We start from the raw sequence: 14,778 nt of genomic DNA on the forward strand, positions 1-14,778 counted from the left end.
CCCTCGCCGCATAGCCTGCGGGCGCCATGAACTTCTGCCACGCCTGCCGGAGACACCTCAATGGCGCACTGGCGTGCGCCGGGTGCGGAACCCCGGCCGAATACCTGACCCCCGCGGCGCCGACCGCCCCCGCCGCCCCGGCCGGGTACGCCGAGCCCGGGTACCCGGAGCCGGGACACGCCTCGCCGTACGCGCGACCGGAGCAGGCGCCGCGGTACGCGGAGCCGCAGTACGCGCCGCCGGGGTACGACGAGCCCGTGCGTCCGGCCTCCGAGTACGCGGCCTCCGCGTACGTGGCGTCCGAGTACGCGGCACCCGGCCACGTCGACCACGCGGCACCGGGGTACGTCGAGCCCGGTTATCCCGAGCCCGCCCGGGAGCGGCCCGAGGCCTCCGAGGCGTACGTCGAGTCGCTCGTCACACTGTCCGGCCCGGCCGACGGCCGGTCCGGCGCACGGCGCCGCTCCGCGAACCGCAGGCGCCGGACCGTCCTCGCCGTCGGGCTCGGGCTGGCCCTGGCCACCGGCGGGTCCGTGGCGCTGGCCCGGATGGCGACCGACGAGGAGCGCACGGACCGGGCGACCGAGGTCGTGCTGACCGACGACACGGGGCCGCAGCAGCCGGTCCCCGCTCCCGCCCTGCCGAGCACGGTCGCGCCCTCGGCGCCGTCCAAGGGCGGCGGGAGCACGAAGGCCTCCGTGATCGCCACGCGGACGACCGGTCCCACCGGGTCGCCGAGCGGGACCGCGGCGCCGGGGCCCGAGGGGAGCGCCTCCGCCCCCGAGGAGTCGTCGTCGGCGCCGTCGTCCTCGCGGACCGCCGGCCCGGGACCGGGCCCGTCCGCGAAGCCCTCGACCTCCGGACAGCCGTCGCCGAGCACGTCGTCCGGGACCGCGAAGCCGAAGCCCACGGCGACCCCGAAGCCGACCCCCACGCCGACGCCGACCAAGAGCGAGTGCTGGATCTGGTTCCTCTGCTGAGGGGCGGGGGGCCGGGGCTCAGCCCAGCATCCGCCTGAGCAGGTCCCTCAGCGCCGTCCGCTCGGCCGTGGACAGGCCGGCCAGCGGTTCGCGCGCGAAGTCCAGCGACTCGCGCAGCCGGTCCGCGGTCTGGAGCCCCTCCTCGGTGGCGGCGGCCAGCTTCACGCGGCGGTCGGCCGGGTCCGGGCGCCGCTCCACCAGGCCGCGGCTCTCCAGCCGGTCCACGATGCCGGTGACGTTCGACGGCTCGCACTTCAGCTTCTGCGCGATCTTGCGCATGGCCGTCGGTTCCAGGGAGAGCAGGTTCAACACCCTGGCCTGGGCTCCGGTGAGCTGGTGGCTGGCCGCCGCGTGCTCGTATTCCTGGTGGTAGCGGGCCACGACGTCGCCGATGAGCTCGACGACCTCAAGGGTCAGTGGGTCTGCGCGACGACTGGGCATGGATCCAGCGTACCCATTTACTTGACAACATGAAATATCCAGGAGCATGGTTGTTTCACGTTGTGAAGCATTTTCTTCCGCCCTTCACCCCGAGCGTCAGGAGCGCACCATGTCTGAGATCCCCGCCGTGAGCCGCGAGTGGCACCTCGTCCGCCGCCCGCAGGGCTGGCCCGTCGCCGAGGACTTCGCCCTGCGCGAGGTCCCCGTGAACGCGGAGCCCTCGCCCGGCCGGATCCTCGTGCGCAACCTCCACATGTCCGTCGACCCGTACATGCGGGGCCGGATGAACGACGTGAAGTCCTACGTACCGCCCTTCCAGCTCGACAAGCCGATGGACGGCGGCGCGGTCGGCGAGGTCGTCGCCTCCGCCGACGAGCGCTTCGCGGTCGGCGACCACGTCCTGCACGGCCTCGGCTGGCGCGAGTACGCCGAGCTGGACGCCAAGCACGCCACCAAGGTCGACGGCTCGCTCGCCCCGCTCTCCACCTACCTCGGCGTGCTCGGCATGCCGGGCCTGACCGCCTACGCCGGCCTCTTCGAGGTCGCCTCCTTCAAGGAGGGCGACGCCGTGTTCGTCTCCGGCGCGGCCGGCGCGGTCGGCAGCCTGGTCGGCCAGTTCGCCAAGATCAAGGGCGCCTCCCGGGTGATCGGCTCGGCCGGCTCGGACGAGAAGGTGACCCTCCTCACGGAGAAGTACGGCTTCGACGCCGCCTTCAACTACAAGAACGGCCCCGTCGGCGAGCAGCTGAAGGAAGCCGCCCCCGAGGGCATCGACGTCTACTTCGACAACGTCGGCGGCGACCACCTGGAAGCCGCGATCTCCTCCCTCAAGGTGCACGGCCGCGCCACCCTCTGCGGTGCCATCGCCCAGTACAACGACACCGAGCCCACCCCCGGCCCGCGCAACCTCGTGCAGGTCATCGGCAAGCGCCTGCGCCTTCAGGGCGTGCTGGTCGGCGACCACGCCGACATCCAGCAGCAGTTCGTCCAGGACGTCGCGGGCTGGCTGCGCTCCGGCGAGCTGCGCTACGACGAGACCGTCCACGAGGGCGTGGAGAACGCGACCGAGGCCTTCCTCGGAATGCTGCGCGGCGAGAACACCGGAAAGATGATCGTTTCTTTCACCGGTTAGGCTCACTGCACACCGTCGTGATCGTGGGCGCGAGTCACGGCGATTACCAGGAGGATCTTCTTACATGTCCATCCAGCAGTCCGATGTCGCGTACACCGCTGTCGCCACCGCCGAGAACGGCCGTGACGGCCGCGTCGCCACCAACGACGGCAAGCTCGACGTCGTGGTGAACCCGCCGAAGGAGCTCGGTGGCAGCGGCGCCGGCACCAACCCGGAGCAGCTGTTCGCCGCCGGCTACAGCGCCTGCTTCCAGGGCGCCCTGGGTGTCGTCGCCAAGAACGAGAACGCCGACATCTCCGGCTCGACGGTCACCGCCGAGGTCGGCATCGGCAAGAACGACGACGGCTTCGGCCTGATCGTCAAGATCTCGGCGTCGATCCCGAACGTGGACGCCGCCACCGCCAAGGACCTCATCGAGAAGGCCCACCAGGTCTGCCCGTACTCCAAGGCGACCCGCGGCAACATCACGGTCGAGCTGGCCGTCTGATCCCGCACCCCGCTCATCGCGAAGGCCGCGCCCCTCAGGGGGCGCGGCCTTCGCCGTAAACTGCGCGCATGAGTGCTTTCGCGGGGGGATTGCGGTACTTGCTCGCCGGCCAGCGGTGGGTCTTCGGCCACGGGCGGTGGTTCGGCGTCGGCCTGCTGCCGGGACTGGTCGCGCTGGTGCTGTACGCGGGCGCACTCATCGGGCTGGGATACGGCGCCGACGACCTCGTCGGTTGGCTGACCCCCTTCGCCGACGACTGGGGCTCGCCCTGGCTGAGCCTGTTCCGCGGCTTCCTGACCGCGCTGGTCTTCAGCTTCGGGCTCTTCCTCGCCGTGATCACCTTCACCGCCGTGACCCTGCTGGTCGGCCAGCCCTTCTACGAGTCTCTCTCCGAACAGGTCGACCGGTCCGAGGGCGGCGAGGTCCCCGAGTCCGGCCGAAGCCTGTGGCAGGACCTGTGGATCTCCGCCCGCGACAGCGTCCGCCTGCTCGGCCGGGTGGTGCTGTACGGGATCCTGCTGTTCGCCCTCGGGTTCATCCCCGTGCTCGGGCAGACCGTGGTCCCGGCGATCGGGTTCTGCGTCTCCGGCTACTTCCTCACCCAGGAACTCACCTCGGTCGCCCTCCAGCGCCGCCGCGTCGACCTCGACGAGCAACTGGTCCTGCTGCGGTCCCGGCGCGCGATGGCGCTCGGCTTCGGCGTCCCGCTGGTGCTGGCGTTCCTCGTCCCGCTGGTCGCGGTGTTCCTGATGCCGGGCGCCGTGGCCGGAGCCACCCTGATGGCCCGCGACCTCGTGGGCGCGGACACCGAACCCGAGGGCCCCGACGGGGGAGCCGGCCCCGAAGAACCCGCCCCGGGCCCCCCGGCGCCGCAGGCCACCGGCTTCGGCCCGCCGCCGCCCGCCTACTCCTAGAGCCCGCGTCGGTCCCGTCCGGGCCGGCGGCGCAGCAGGGTGATCGCCCCGGTCGTGTCCTCGCCCGCGTGGGCCGCCGGGTCGGCCTCCAACCGCTCGCGCATCAGGTCCAGGTACGGGGTGATGAGCTTGGCGTCGACCCCCTGCTCCGCGGCCGTGCGCACCAGGGTCCCGCTCGCTGCGACCTGCATGGACAGGTTCGACACCACCGCGGTGGTGAAGTCCCCCGAGGTCAACCGGTCGGCGGCGTTGCCGACGAAGAAGCCCATCGCGCCCAGCCACTCCGACAGCAGCGGCGCCAGGTCCTTCGGGGCGACGTCCTCGCCGTCGATCAGGGCGTAGGCGTGCGAGATCCCCGCGAACAGCCCGTACATCGCGCTGAGCAACGCCACGTCGTGCAGGGCCGCGTGCCCCGGGTCCTCGCCGACGAAGCGGGCCCCGCCCGGTACCTCCAGCGTCGCCCTGTGGTGGTCGAAGAGGGCCCGGGAGCCGCTGTAGAAGACGTAACCGCCGGCCTCCGGGACCCCGATCATCGACGGGGTGGCCATGATGCCGCCGTCGACGAACCGGGCCCCGCGCTCCTCGGCCCAGGCGGCGCGGGAGCGACCCTCCGCGGGGGTGCCGGTGGTGAGGTCGACCAGGTCCCTGCCCGTGAGGTCGATCCCGTCGAGGGTCGAGCCGACGGAGTCGTCGTCGAGCAGGCACAGGACGACCAGGCCGTTCGCGGCGACCGCCTCGGCGGCGGTCGCGGCGACGCGCGCGCCTTCGGCGGCCAGGGCCTCGGCCTTGGCCGCGGTGCGGTTCCAGACGGTCAGGGGGTGGCCGGCGGCCAGTCAGGTGCGGGCGAGGGCGGTGCCCATGTCGCCGAGTCCGAGGAGGGTGAGCGGTGTCTTCACGAGGTTGTCGGTCATGACGTTCAGCCTGGTCGCAGGCCGTGAGACGCTCAAGTACGCACTTCGGAGTGGGTGGTTACCCCGAGGTGAGCGAACAGGTGGGAGGGGTGCGCGATGGCGATGACACGAAGGCCCGGGGCGGATCACTGCGGGATCGCCGCGGCGATGTCCGTGATCGACGGCAAGTGGAAGGTCTCCCTGCTGTGGGAGTTGGAGCAGCGCCCGCGCCGTTTCGGTGAACTGCGCCGGCTGGTTCCGGGGGTCTCGGAGAAGGTGCTCTCCGCGCAGCTCAGGGAGTTGGAGGCGGACGGGATCGTCCACCGCGAGGTGTACGAGGAGGTGCCGCCCCGGGTGGAGTACTCGCTGACCCCGCTCGGCAGGGAACTGAACGCGGCCCTGGCCCCGCTCGGGGAGTGGGGCGGCAGGCACCTGCTCCCCGCCCCCGCGCCGGTGGGAGCGGCCGGTCAGCCCACCGCGGCGTACGGATCGGTCGAGCGCTTGGTGTAGGCGCCGGGCGTCTCGCCGAAGTGGCGGCGGAAGGCCAGGATGTAGCCGTTGGCGCTGACGAACCCGACCCGGGCGGCGACCACGCTCACCAGCTGGCCCTGCCCGAGCAGTTCCAGCGAGTGGTTCAGCCGCAGCCGGGTCCGCCACTCCGAGAAGGCCAGGCCCGTCTCCGTGCGGAAGGCCCGCCGCAGGCTGGTCGAGCTGGTGTACAGGTCCTCGGCCCACTCGGTCGCGGTGCGCGGGTCGGCGGGGGTGCGGGCCAGCTCCCGTGCGACGGTCGAGGCGGCCCGGCTGGTCGGTTGGGGCAGCGGGAGGCAGTCGCGGTGGGCCGAGCAGAGGGCCGCGAAGACCGCCGGATCGTCCTCGGGCACCTCGGAACTGCGCATCCGGGCCAGCAGCAACCGGCGCTGTTCGGCGGTCGCGTTGACGACGGTCGCCTCGGTGTACGGCAACGCGTGCAGGCCGGCGTCGAAGTCCTCGACCGCGATGAGGGAGTCGCTGTCGAAGCGGGCGCTGTGCCACACCCCGGCGGGTATCCACAGGGCCACGGACGGGGTCAGTTCGTGTTCCCGGTCGCACGCGGTGACGACGATCCGCCCGATCGCACGTACAGGAACTGGTGGAACGCGTGGACGTGGGGCGGGTGTCCGCCCGCCGCGATGAAGTCCTCGTCCACCGTCAGCTCCTCCAACCGGTCTGCCGCCACCGCGCCGTGACCCCCCATGGTGGGCGGTGCGACACGGCACCGACCCCCGCAAAGAAAGTAAGGGTAGCCTAAGTGATCGCCGCGACCGCGCCGGAGGCGATCACGGCCCCGTGGCCGATCCGTGCGGGGGCGTCACCAGTGGCCGGAGCGGCGTCACCCGCGGCTGCCCCGCCACGGGGTGCGGCACCGACGGGTCGGGCGGGACGGGGCTCATGCCGGCACCTCCGCCGTCACCACGCCCTGCGTATGGTCGTCGGCCTCGACCACCGCCGAACCGTCCGGTGCCCAGACGGCCGCCCCGCCGCAGCCGGTCCACGGGCCGGCCGGTCCGACGTGGTTGGCGAGGACCACGTACAGGCCGTGCTCCTTGGCGATCCCGGGATACACGGTGGTCCGCTCCGCGACCCCGGCGCCCGTCCCGTAGAGGGAACTCGCCAGGTGGACCGTGCAGCCGTCGGCCGCGCCCCGGCCGGGCAGGTCGGGGAAGTGGTTGTCGAAGCAGACGCCCAGGCAGAAGCGGATCCCGCCGAGTGTGAAGCGGCCGTCGACGGTGCCGGGCGCGAAGGCGTCCCGCTCGTGCTCGAAGAGGTGCTGCTTGGCGTACGTCGTCACGTGCGCGCCGTCCGCGTCGTGGACCAGGGTCGCGATGGCCGGCAGCGGCCCGTCGGTGCGCAGCGCGGCGTTGACCGCGGTGGCGATCCCGGCGGAGCGCAAGGGGTCCAGTCTCGGATCGTCGGGGCCCGTCAGCCACAGCCCCGGGTCGGCGGTCAGGGCCTCGATCTCGTAGCCGGTCAGGGCCAGTTCGGGCAGGACGACGAGTTCGGCGCCCTGGTCGCGGGCCGCGGCCGCGAGGGCGGCGGCCTTCGCGGAGTTGGCGTCGACATCGGCCGGGACGCAGGTCATCTGGGCGGCGGCTATCCTCATGCGCTCAGCATGCCGGCCCGGCTCTCGACCCCCGTCCGGCAGGGCCGCCCGGGTCGCTACGGCGCCTCGGGGGCGCCGCGGAGCAGCGTCAGGAACGAGCGGAACGCGCCCGGCATGTCCACCGACTCGGGGGACAGCAGCCACTGGTACTGGAGCCCGTCCATCACCGCGGTGAGCAGGGGCGCCGCCTGTTCGGGGGTGAGGCCCGAGGGGAGCCGGTCCCCGAACTCGGCCCGCAGCACCGCGGCCATCTCGCCCCGGACCTGCGCGTACCGCTCGGTGAAGAACTCCCGGGCGGGGTGCCCGTCGGTGACGCTCTCGCCCAGCAGCGCCGAGAAGGTCTGCACGATGCCCGGGCGCATCGCGTTGTAGTCCACCAGCGAGGCCAGCAGGTCCAGCCGCCAGGTACCGGCCGAGGCGCGCGAGCCGCCGCCGGTGTCCCAGCGGTCGCGCTCCTCCAGCACCGCGACCAGCAGCGCCTCCTTGGTCGGGAAGTAGTGCAACAGCCCCTGTTGGGTCAGGCCCACCCGTTCCGCCACGGCGTGCAGGGACGCTCCCCGGTAGCCGCGTTCGGCGATCACCTCGACCGCCGCGCGGACGATGTCGCCGCGCCGTTCCTCGCTCCTCGCCCTGACCATGGCCCGGCACTCCCTCCGACTCGCACCCCTGCCCGCAGGACCGTACGCGATCCGCGCCCGACAAGCCGAGATCACAAGAAGGTAACGAACCCTACCGTTCACCAGGCGACGGGTCCACGATGGGGTCACCGCACCGCACCGCACCGCACCGCACCGCACACAGCACCGCACCGCACCGCACCGCAAGCCGCACCGCACCTCGCACCCGCACACCGCACTCGATGAGGAGGCTCGGCCGTGACCGATGCCGAACAGGTCCGCCACGACACCGCGGAAGCCGCACTCGACAAGCTGGACCTCGACACCAAGACCCGGCTCCTGGCCGGTCGGGACATGTGGTCGCTGCCCGCCCTCCCGGAGATCGGCCTGGGCTCCCTGGTCATGTCCGACGGCCCCATCGGGGTGCGCGGCGTGCGCTGGACCGCCGACGACCCCTCCATCGCCCTGCCGTCCCCCACGGCGCTCGCCGCGGCCTGGGACCCCGCCCTCGCCCGCCGCGCCGGCCGGCTCCTGGCCCAGGAGGCCCGCCGCAAGGGCGTCCACGTCCTCCTCGCCCCCACCGTCAACCTGCACCGCTCCCCGCTCGGCGGCCGGCACTTCGAGTGCTACTCCGAGGACCCGTACCTCACCGGCGCCATCGGCACCGGCTACGTCAACGGGGTCCAGGACGGCGGTGTCGGCACCACCGTCAAGCACTTCGTCGGCAACGACGCCGAGACCGAGCGCTTCACCGTCGACTGCGTCATCGCGCCCCGCCCGCTGCGCGAGCTGTACCTGGCCCCCTTCGAGGCCATCGTCACCAACGCCCACCCCTGGGGCATCATGACCGCCTACAACCGGGTCAACGGCACGTCGATGACCGAGAACGCGTACCTGGTCAACGAGGTCCTGCGCGCCGAGTGGGGCTTCGACGGCGCCAACGTCTCCGACTGGATGGCCGCCCGCTCCACGACCGGCGACATCCTCGGCGGCCTCGACGTGGCCATGCCCGGCCCGCAGACCGTCTACGGCCCCGCCCTCGCCGAGGCCGTCCGCGCCGGCGAGGTCCCCGAGTCCGCCGTCGACGACGCCGTCCGCAACGTCCTGCGGCTCGCCGCCCGCGTCGGCCTCCTGGAGGGCGCCCCCGCCGTCGTCACCGACCCTCCGGCCGCGATCGACGGACAGGCCCTGGCCCGCGAGATCGCCGCCCGCGGCACCGTCCTCGTACGCAACGAGATCGTCTCCGGCGAGCGGCGCGCGCTGCCCCTCGACACCGGCTCCGGCCGCACCGTGGCCCTCCTCGGAGCCGCCGCCCGCGACGCCCGCGTCCTCGGCGGCGGCTCCGCCACCGTCTTCCCCGAACGGATCGTCTCCCCGCTCGACGGACTCACCGCGGCCCTCCCCGACGGGGCGCTCACCTTCCGCGTCGGCGCCGACCCCAGCGAGGAACTCGTCCCCGCCGACAAGGGCTTCGAGCTGCGCGCCGTCTGCCGCGACGCCTCCGGAGCCGTCCTGGGCGAAGGCAGCCTGCCCACCGGTCAGGTCCAGTGGATCGGCGACGACCTGCCCGAGGGCGCCGCGTACGAGACGATGGCGAGCATCGAGGTCACCGGCACGTTCCTGCCGCGCGAGAGCGGCGAGCACGCCTTCGGCACCCGCGGGCTCGGCGCCTTCGCCCTCGCCGTCGGCGGCCGCACCCTCTGGGAGGGCGTCCAGGAGATGGGCGACGAGGCCGACCCCTTCGAGGCCTTCTTCGGGGCGCCCAGCGAGCGTGCCCGGCTCCCGCTGACCGCGGGCGAGCCCGTCGAGGTGTCGCTGACCTTCCAGGTCCCCGACATCACCGGCCTGCCCCTCAAGGCGATCATGTTCTCCCTGCTCCACCTCGGCCCCCGGCGCGACCCGGACGAGCTCATCGCCGAGGCCGTGGCCGCCGCACGGGCCGCCGACACGGCCGTGGTGGTCGTCGCCACCACCGAGCGGGTGGAGTCCGAGGGGTTCGACCGCACGGACCTGACCCTGCCCGGCCGACAGAACGACCTGGTCGCGGCCGTCGCCGCCGCCAACCCGAACACCGTGGTCGTGGTCAACGCCGGTTCCCCCGTGGAACTGCCCTGGCGCGCGGACGTGGCCGCCGTGCTCCTGACCTGGTTCCCGGGGCAGGAGGGCGGCGCCGCACTGGCCGACGTGCTCCTCGGGGACGCGGAGCCCGGCGGGCGACTGCCCACCACCTGGCCCGCCGCGCTCACCGACGCGCCCGTCACCGAGGTCACCCCGACCGACGGCAGGCTGGAGTACCGCGAGGGGCTCCTCGTCGGCCATCAGGCGTACGAGGACCGGGGCGTGGTCCCCGCCTACCCGTTCGGCCACGGCCTCGGCTACACGGACTGGAGCTACGACTCCCTGGAGGTCACCGGCACCACCGCCCGCGTCCGCCTCACCAACACCGGCGCCCGGACCGGCCGCGAGGTCGTCCAGGTCTACCTCGCCCCGATCGCCGACACCGTCGAGCGCCCCGCGAGCCGGCTGGCGGCCTTCGCCTCCGTCGAGGCGGCCCCCGGCGAGAGCGTCGAGACCGAGATCGAGCTGCCCGCCCGGGCCTTCGAGATCTGGGACGAGGACACGCGCGGCTGGCGGCGGATCGGCGGCGGATACGAGGTCCGCGCGAGCCACGCGCACGGCGACACCCGCCTCACCGCCACCCTCGACGTCCGCTGAGCCGCCGCATGGCCGGAAACCACCCATGAACCGGACCGGGGACGGGTCCTGACCCCCGTCCCCGGTCCGTACCAACCGTCAACGCGGCGCTTGCGCCGCCGTCACCTGTCGGTGCGCGAGTTCCGCCAGCCGCGCCTGCCCGTCCTTCCCCGGATGGAAGAAGTCCCAGCGACTCAACTGCTCCGCCGAGAACGGGTACTGGAACACCGCGCCCCCGTCGTAACGGCACAGCGGGTCCTTCGCGCAGACCTCGCGCAGTACCTCGTTGTACTCGACCACCCGCGCCCGGACCTCCTCCCGCCGCGAGGTCGCACCCGTCGCCAGGGACAGCGGATCGGCCAGCATCGACTGGCAGATCCCCAGCTTCCAGATCTGCCGCACCATCGGCAGGTCCTTGCCCTGCTCCCACAATCGCTGGAGGTCCGGCACCGAGGAGACGTACACCTGAGAGGTCGGGGACGCGGCCCGCAGACCGGCCAGCGCCTTCTCGAAACCGGCCCGGAAGTCGGCCACCGAGGTCATCGACGAAGCCAGCGGCCGGCAGGCGTCGTTGGAGCCCACCATGACCGTGACCAGGTCGGGCTTGTGCGCGGCCGCCGAAGCCAGCTGCCCTGGCAGGTCCGCCATGCGCGAGCCGGTCACCGCGTGGTTCCAGCTGCGCGCGGGCGCCTCGGCGGCCCCGATGAGGCGGGTGGCGAGGGAATCGACCGCGGGGTCGTCGCCGGTGGCCCAGGAGACCTCCGGGCAGTCCGCCAACACCGAACAGGCGTCGAAGCCGCGCGTGATGGAGTCGCCCACGGCGGCGATCGAGGTCGGCGCGGTGTTCCAGCGGGGACCGGACTGCGCCCCCCGCTCGCCCTCGGCCGCCGACCCGCCGCCGTCACAACCCGTGACCACCCCGGCCAGCACGGCGGCCGCCGCGACCGCGCCCGTCAGCTTCCCACGCGCGCGACGGCGTGGAGCGGTGGTGCCCATCGGGTGGTCCCTCCCTCGTCGCCCCGTGTCCTTCCGGGGCGTCCTGCTGAGTGAATGCTGTGCGTTCACGGGTTTCGGAGCGACCGTACGTCACACCGGGACCCCCCGCGCACGGTAGCTTTTTCCCGTGGCGTTTCGGCCGCACGTCCCACGACGCAATGTCAGATCATTTCCGGTAAATTACATCACGTCACATACTGTCCGTTTTCTGGAGTTTATTCCCGACCTCGTCCCACACTGGAGGTCCCGGTGACGACACGTGGAGTTCTGTACGTGCATTCCGCGCCGCGTGCGCTCTGCCCGCACGTGGAATGGGCTGTTGCGGGCGTACTCGGGGTGCGGGTGAACCTCGACTGGATCAGACAGCCCGCCTCCCCCGGCACCTGGAGAGCCGAGTTCTCCTGGCAGGCCGAAGCGGGCACCGCGTCGAAACTCGCCTCCGCCCTGCGCGGCTGGCACCTGTTGCGCTTCGAAGTGACGGCCGAACCCTGCTCGACCTCCGAGGGCGAGCGGTACAGCTCCACCCCGGAACTCGGCATCTTCCACGCCGTCACCGGAATGCACGGCGACATCCTTGTTCCCGAGGACCGATTGCGCGCCGCCCTCGTGCGATCCGCGCACGGCGAGACCGACCTGGAAGCCGAGATCGCCAAACTGCTCGGCAAGCCCTGGGACGACGAGTTGGAGCCGTTCCGCCACGCCGGCGAAGGCGCCCCCGTGCGCTGGCTCCACCAGGTTGTCTGACCCGGCGACGCACGGACGACACGCGAGAGGGGCCCCACCCGGCAACCGCCGGGTGGGGCCCCTCTCACACGGTGCGTGCGACTCAGACGGAGCGGAACGCCAGCGAGACGTTGTGGCCGCCGAAGCCGAAGGAGTTGTTGATCGCGGAGATCGGACCGTCGACGGGCAGCTTGCGCGGCTCGCCGCGAACGATGTCCGCGTCGATGTCGTCGTCCAGGTCCTCGACGTTGATCGTCGGCGGGGCGATCCGGTGGTACAGCGCCAGCACGGTCGCCACCGTCTCGATGCCACCGGCGCCACCCAGCAGGTGACCGGTCATCGACTTGGTCGCGGAGATCGCGATGTGGTCGAGGTCGTCGCCCAGGACCTTGCGCAGGGCCTTCAGCTCGGCCGTGTCCCCCTGCGGGGTGGACGTGGCGTGCGCGTTCAGGTGCACCAGCTCGGCCGGGTCCAGCCCCGTGTTGTCGAGCAGGTTCCGCAGCGCGGCGGCGACGCCGCGGCCGGTGGGCTCCGGCTGCGCGATGTGGTGGCTGTCCGCGGACAGACCCTGACCCAGGACCTCGCAGTACACCCGCGCACCGCGCGCGGCGGCGTGCTCGGCGGACTCCAGGATCACGACGCCGGCGCCCTCGCCGAGGACGAAGCCGTCACGGGCCTTGTCGTACGGGCGCGAGGCCTGCTCGGGGTGCTCGTTGTTCTTGGACATCGCCATCATGTTGGCGAACGCGGCGATCGGCAGCGGGTGGATCGCCGCCTCGGTACCGCCGGCGACGACCACGTCGGCACGGCCGGTACGGATCATCTCGACGGCGTAGCCGATGGCCTCGGCACCCGAGGCACACGCGCTGACCGGGGTGTGAACGCCCGCGCGGGCGTTCACCTCCAGGCCGACGTTGGCCGAGGGACCGTTCGGCATGAGCATGGGGACGGTGTGCGGGGAGACCCGGCGCACACCCTTTTCCTTCAGTACGTCGTACTGGTCGAGCAGGGTCGTCACGCCACCGATTCCGGAGGCGATCACGGTACCCAGGCGCTCGGGCGCGATGGACTCGTCCTCGCCGGCCGGTGCGGTGTAACCCGCGTCGGCCCAGGCCTCACGGGCCGCGATGACGGCGAACTGCGCCGAGCGGTCCAACTTGCGGGCCAGCGGACGGGGCAGTACCTCGCTCGGGTCCACGGCGGCCTGCGCGGCGATACGGACCGGCAGTTCGGCGAAACGCTCGCCCTCCAAGGGCGATACGCCGGAACGGCCGGCAAGCAGACCTTCCCAGGTCGAAGCGCTGTCGCCACCCAGCGGAGTGGTTGCGCCGATACCGGTGACGACCACGGTGCGATTGGTCGGGCTCACAGGAATTCTTTCTCCACGTCTCAGGGGGTGCTGAATTGTCACGGCGCCACCGCCAGGTGGCGACAAACGCTCGTCAGGCTCAGGCCTGGTGCTTCAGGATGTAGTCGGCGGCGTCGCCGACCGTCTTGAGGTTCTTGACGTCCTCGTCCGGGATCTTGACCTCGAAGCGCTCTTCGGCGGCGACGACGACCTCGACCATGGACAGCGAGTCGACGTCCAGGTCGTCGGTGAAGGACTTGTCGAGCTGGACGTCCTCCTGCGGGATGCCGGCGATCTCGTTGACGATCTCCGCGAGACCTTCGAGGATCTCTTCCTGCGTGGCGGCCATGTGGCGCTCCTTCTTTAGCTACTGGATGTTCAGGGTGGGAAAGCGATCCCGACCCTAGGGGAGGGTAACGACCGTCGCGGCGTAGACGAGTCCCGCCCCGAAGCCGATGACGAGCGCCGTGTCGCCGCTCTTCGCCGCACCGGTCGCCAGGAGCCGCTCCATTGCGAGCGGAATCGAGGCGGCCGAGGTGTTGCCGGTGGTCTCGACGTCACGGGCGACCGTGACGTGCTCCGGCAGCTTCAGAGTCTTCACCATCGAGTCGATGATCCGCATGTTTGCCTGGTGCGGAATGAAGACGTCCAGGTCGTCCGCGGTGATCCCGGCCGCGTCGAGCGCCTGCTGGGCCACCTTGGCCATCTCGAAGACGGCCCAGCGGAAGACCGCCTGACCCTCCTGCGTGATGGCCGGGAACTTCTCCCCGCCGCCCTTGCCGAGGTACTCGTCCCACGGCACGGTCTGCTTGATCGTCTCGGACTTGTCGCCCTCCGAACCCCACACCGTGGGGCCGATGGCCGGCTCGTCCGAAGGGCCGACGACCACGGCGCCGGCGCCGTCGCCGAACAGGAAGGCCGTCGCGCGGTCCTCCAGGTCGGTGAGGTCCGACAGCCGCTCGACACCGATGACGAGGACGTACTGCGCCGACCCCTCCACCACCAGGCCCTTGGCCAGGGTCAGGCCGTAACCGAACCCGGCACAACCCGCGGAGATGTCGAAAGCGGCGGGCTTGATCGCCCCGATCCGGTGCGCGATCTCGGTCGCGACGGCCGGGGTCTGCTTGAAGTGCGACACCGTGGAAACGATCACGGCGCCGATCTGCTCGGGGGAGACCCCGGCAGCGGCCAGCGCCTTGCCGGAGGCCTCCACCGACATCGCGGCGACGGTCTCCTGGGGCGAGGCCCAGTGCCGGGTGGCGATGCCGGAACGCGAACGGATCCACTCGTCGGACGAGTCGATCGTCTCCAGGATGACCTCGTTGGGCACCACGCGGACCGGGCGGTAGCCGCCCACCCCGAGGATGCGGGCGTACGGGGAGCCCTTGGCCGGCTTGATCTTCGACATGCTGTGTG

17 protein-coding genes are annotated in these 14,778 nt (G+C 72.1%); 7 read left to right on the top strand and 10 right to left on the bottom strand.

The window, feature by feature from the left end; translation table 11 throughout:
- The first annotated feature begins 26 nt into the window (after window positions 1–26).
- On the top strand, window positions 27–980 hold the full coding sequence (locus OG906_RS23190) for an SCO2400 family protein (RefSeq protein ID WP_329445454.1): 954 nt from the start codon (window positions 27–29) through the stop codon (window positions 978–980).
- 18 nt (window positions 981–998) lie between these two features.
- Here OG906_RS23190 and OG906_RS23195 read toward each other — a convergent pair whose 3' ends face one another.
- Window positions 999–1,421 (bottom strand): MarR family winged helix-turn-helix transcriptional regulator, encoded by a 423-nt coding sequence (locus tag OG906_RS23195; protein ID WP_053677821.1) that lies wholly within the window; start codon window positions 1,419–1,421, stop codon window positions 999–1,001.
- Between the two features lie 109 nt (window positions 1,422–1,530).
- On the opposite strand from OG906_RS23195, the gene OG906_RS23200 reads away from it, so the two are divergent.
- The 3 genes from OG906_RS23200 to OG906_RS23210 all read left to right on the top strand — a co-directional run bounded on the left by OG906_RS23200 (window position 1,531) and on the right by OG906_RS23210 (window position 3,954).
- Window positions 1,531–2,553, top strand: coding sequence for an NADP-dependent oxidoreductase (locus tag OG906_RS23200; protein ID WP_329445457.1), 1,023 nt, complete (start codon window positions 1,531–1,533; stop codon window positions 2,551–2,553).
- Between the two features lie 64 nt (window positions 2,554–2,617).
- Window positions 2,618–3,040 carry an organic hydroperoxide resistance protein gene (locus OG906_RS23205; protein WP_053677825.1) on the top strand — a complete coding sequence of 141 codons (423 nt, stop codon included), beginning with the start codon at window positions 2,618–2,620 and terminating at the stop codon, window positions 3,038–3,040.
- Between the two features lie 68 nt (window positions 3,041–3,108).
- Window positions 3,109–3,954, top strand: a complete 846-nt coding sequence (locus OG906_RS23210; protein WP_329445459.1) for an EI24 domain-containing protein — start codon at window positions 3,109–3,111, stop codon at window positions 3,952–3,954.
- Here the strand turns inward: OG906_RS23210 and OG906_RS23215 are convergent.
- Window positions 3,951–4,787 (bottom strand): imine reductase family protein, encoded by an 837-nt coding sequence (locus OG906_RS23215; RefSeq protein WP_329448104.1) that lies wholly within the window; start codon window positions 4,785–4,787, stop codon window positions 3,951–3,953. The genes OG906_RS23210 and OG906_RS23215 overlap by 4 nt on opposite strands.
- 174 nt (window positions 4,788–4,961) lie before the next feature.
- On the opposite strand from OG906_RS23215, the gene OG906_RS23220 reads away from it, so the two are divergent.
- A complete protein-coding gene (locus tag OG906_RS23220) occupies window positions 4,962–5,354 on the top strand; it encodes a winged helix-turn-helix transcriptional regulator (RefSeq protein WP_267797897.1) in 393 nt (130 codons plus the stop codon).
- On the opposite strand, the gene OG906_RS23225 is transcribed toward OG906_RS23220, so the two are convergent.
- The 4 genes from OG906_RS23225 to OG906_RS23240 all read right to left on the bottom strand — a co-directional run bounded on the left by OG906_RS23225 (window position 5,312) and on the right by OG906_RS23240 (window position 7,622).
- The gene (locus tag OG906_RS23225) at window positions 5,312–5,902 is read right to left on the bottom strand and encodes a helix-turn-helix transcriptional regulator (protein WP_329445462.1); all 591 of its coding nucleotides are present in this window, start codon (window positions 5,900–5,902) and stop codon (window positions 5,312–5,314) included. The two genes, OG906_RS23220 and OG906_RS23225, sit on opposite strands and share 43 nt — an antisense overlap.
- A gap of 8 nt (window positions 5,903–5,910) precedes the next feature.
- Complete coding sequence (locus OG906_RS23230) at window positions 5,911–6,078, bottom strand: hypothetical protein (RefSeq protein ID WP_329445463.1); 168 nt, start codon at window positions 6,076–6,078, stop codon at window positions 5,911–5,913.
- A gap of 192 nt (window positions 6,079–6,270) precedes the next feature.
- Entirely contained in the window at window positions 6,271–6,984 is a 714-nt protein-coding gene (locus tag OG906_RS23235) for a carbon-nitrogen hydrolase family protein (RefSeq protein WP_267797896.1), read from the bottom strand.
- 56 nt (window positions 6,985–7,040) lie between these two features.
- Window positions 7,041–7,622: a TetR/AcrR family transcriptional regulator gene (locus tag OG906_RS23240; RefSeq protein ID WP_329445466.1), complete on the bottom strand. Its 582-nt coding sequence runs from the start codon at window positions 7,620–7,622 to the stop codon at window positions 7,041–7,043.
- A gap of 237 nt (window positions 7,623–7,859) precedes the next feature.
- Here OG906_RS23240 and OG906_RS23245 point away from each other — a divergent pair, with 237 nt between their 5' ends.
- Entirely contained in the window at window positions 7,860–10,316 is a 2,457-nt protein-coding gene (locus tag OG906_RS23245) for a beta-glucosidase family protein (protein ID WP_329445468.1), read from the top strand.
- Window positions 10,317–10,394: 78 nt separating this feature from the next.
- Here the strand turns inward: OG906_RS23245 and OG906_RS23250 are convergent, their stop codons facing one another.
- Entirely contained in the window at window positions 10,395–11,291 is an 897-nt protein-coding gene (locus OG906_RS23250; RefSeq protein WP_329445470.1) for an SGNH/GDSL hydrolase family protein, read from the bottom strand.
- Between the two features lie 249 nt (window positions 11,292–11,540).
- Between OG906_RS23250 and OG906_RS23255 the strand changes: the two genes are divergently transcribed.
- On the top strand, window positions 11,541–12,035 hold the full coding sequence (locus OG906_RS23255) for a DUF3145 domain-containing protein (protein ID WP_053677844.1): 495 nt from the start codon (window positions 11,541–11,543) through the stop codon (window positions 12,033–12,035).
- Window positions 12,036–12,117: 82 nt separating this feature from the next.
- On the opposite strand, the gene fabF is transcribed toward OG906_RS23255, so the two are convergent.
- The 3 genes from fabF to OG906_RS23270 form a co-directional block, all read right to left on the bottom strand.
- Entirely contained in the window at window positions 12,118–13,383 is a 1,266-nt protein-coding gene (fabF, locus tag OG906_RS23260) for a beta-ketoacyl-ACP synthase II (RefSeq protein ID WP_267797892.1), read from the bottom strand.
- Window positions 13,384–13,462: 79 nt separating this feature from the next.
- Window positions 13,463–13,711 carry an acyl carrier protein gene (locus tag OG906_RS23265; RefSeq protein WP_150519766.1) on the bottom strand — a complete coding sequence of 83 codons (249 nt, stop codon included), beginning with the start codon at window positions 13,709–13,711 and terminating at the stop codon, window positions 13,463–13,465.
- Between the two features lie 54 nt (window positions 13,712–13,765).
- Window positions 13,766–14,770 (bottom strand): ketoacyl-ACP synthase III, encoded by a 1,005-nt coding sequence (locus tag OG906_RS23270; RefSeq protein WP_267797891.1) that lies wholly within the window; start codon window positions 14,768–14,770, stop codon window positions 13,766–13,768.
- Between the last annotated feature and the right edge of the window lie 8 nt (window positions 14,771–14,778).

This window comes from Streptomyces sp. NBC_01426 (assembly GCF_036231985.1).
Taxonomy (GTDB): domain Bacteria; phylum Actinomycetota; class Actinomycetes; order Streptomycetales; family Streptomycetaceae; genus Streptomyces.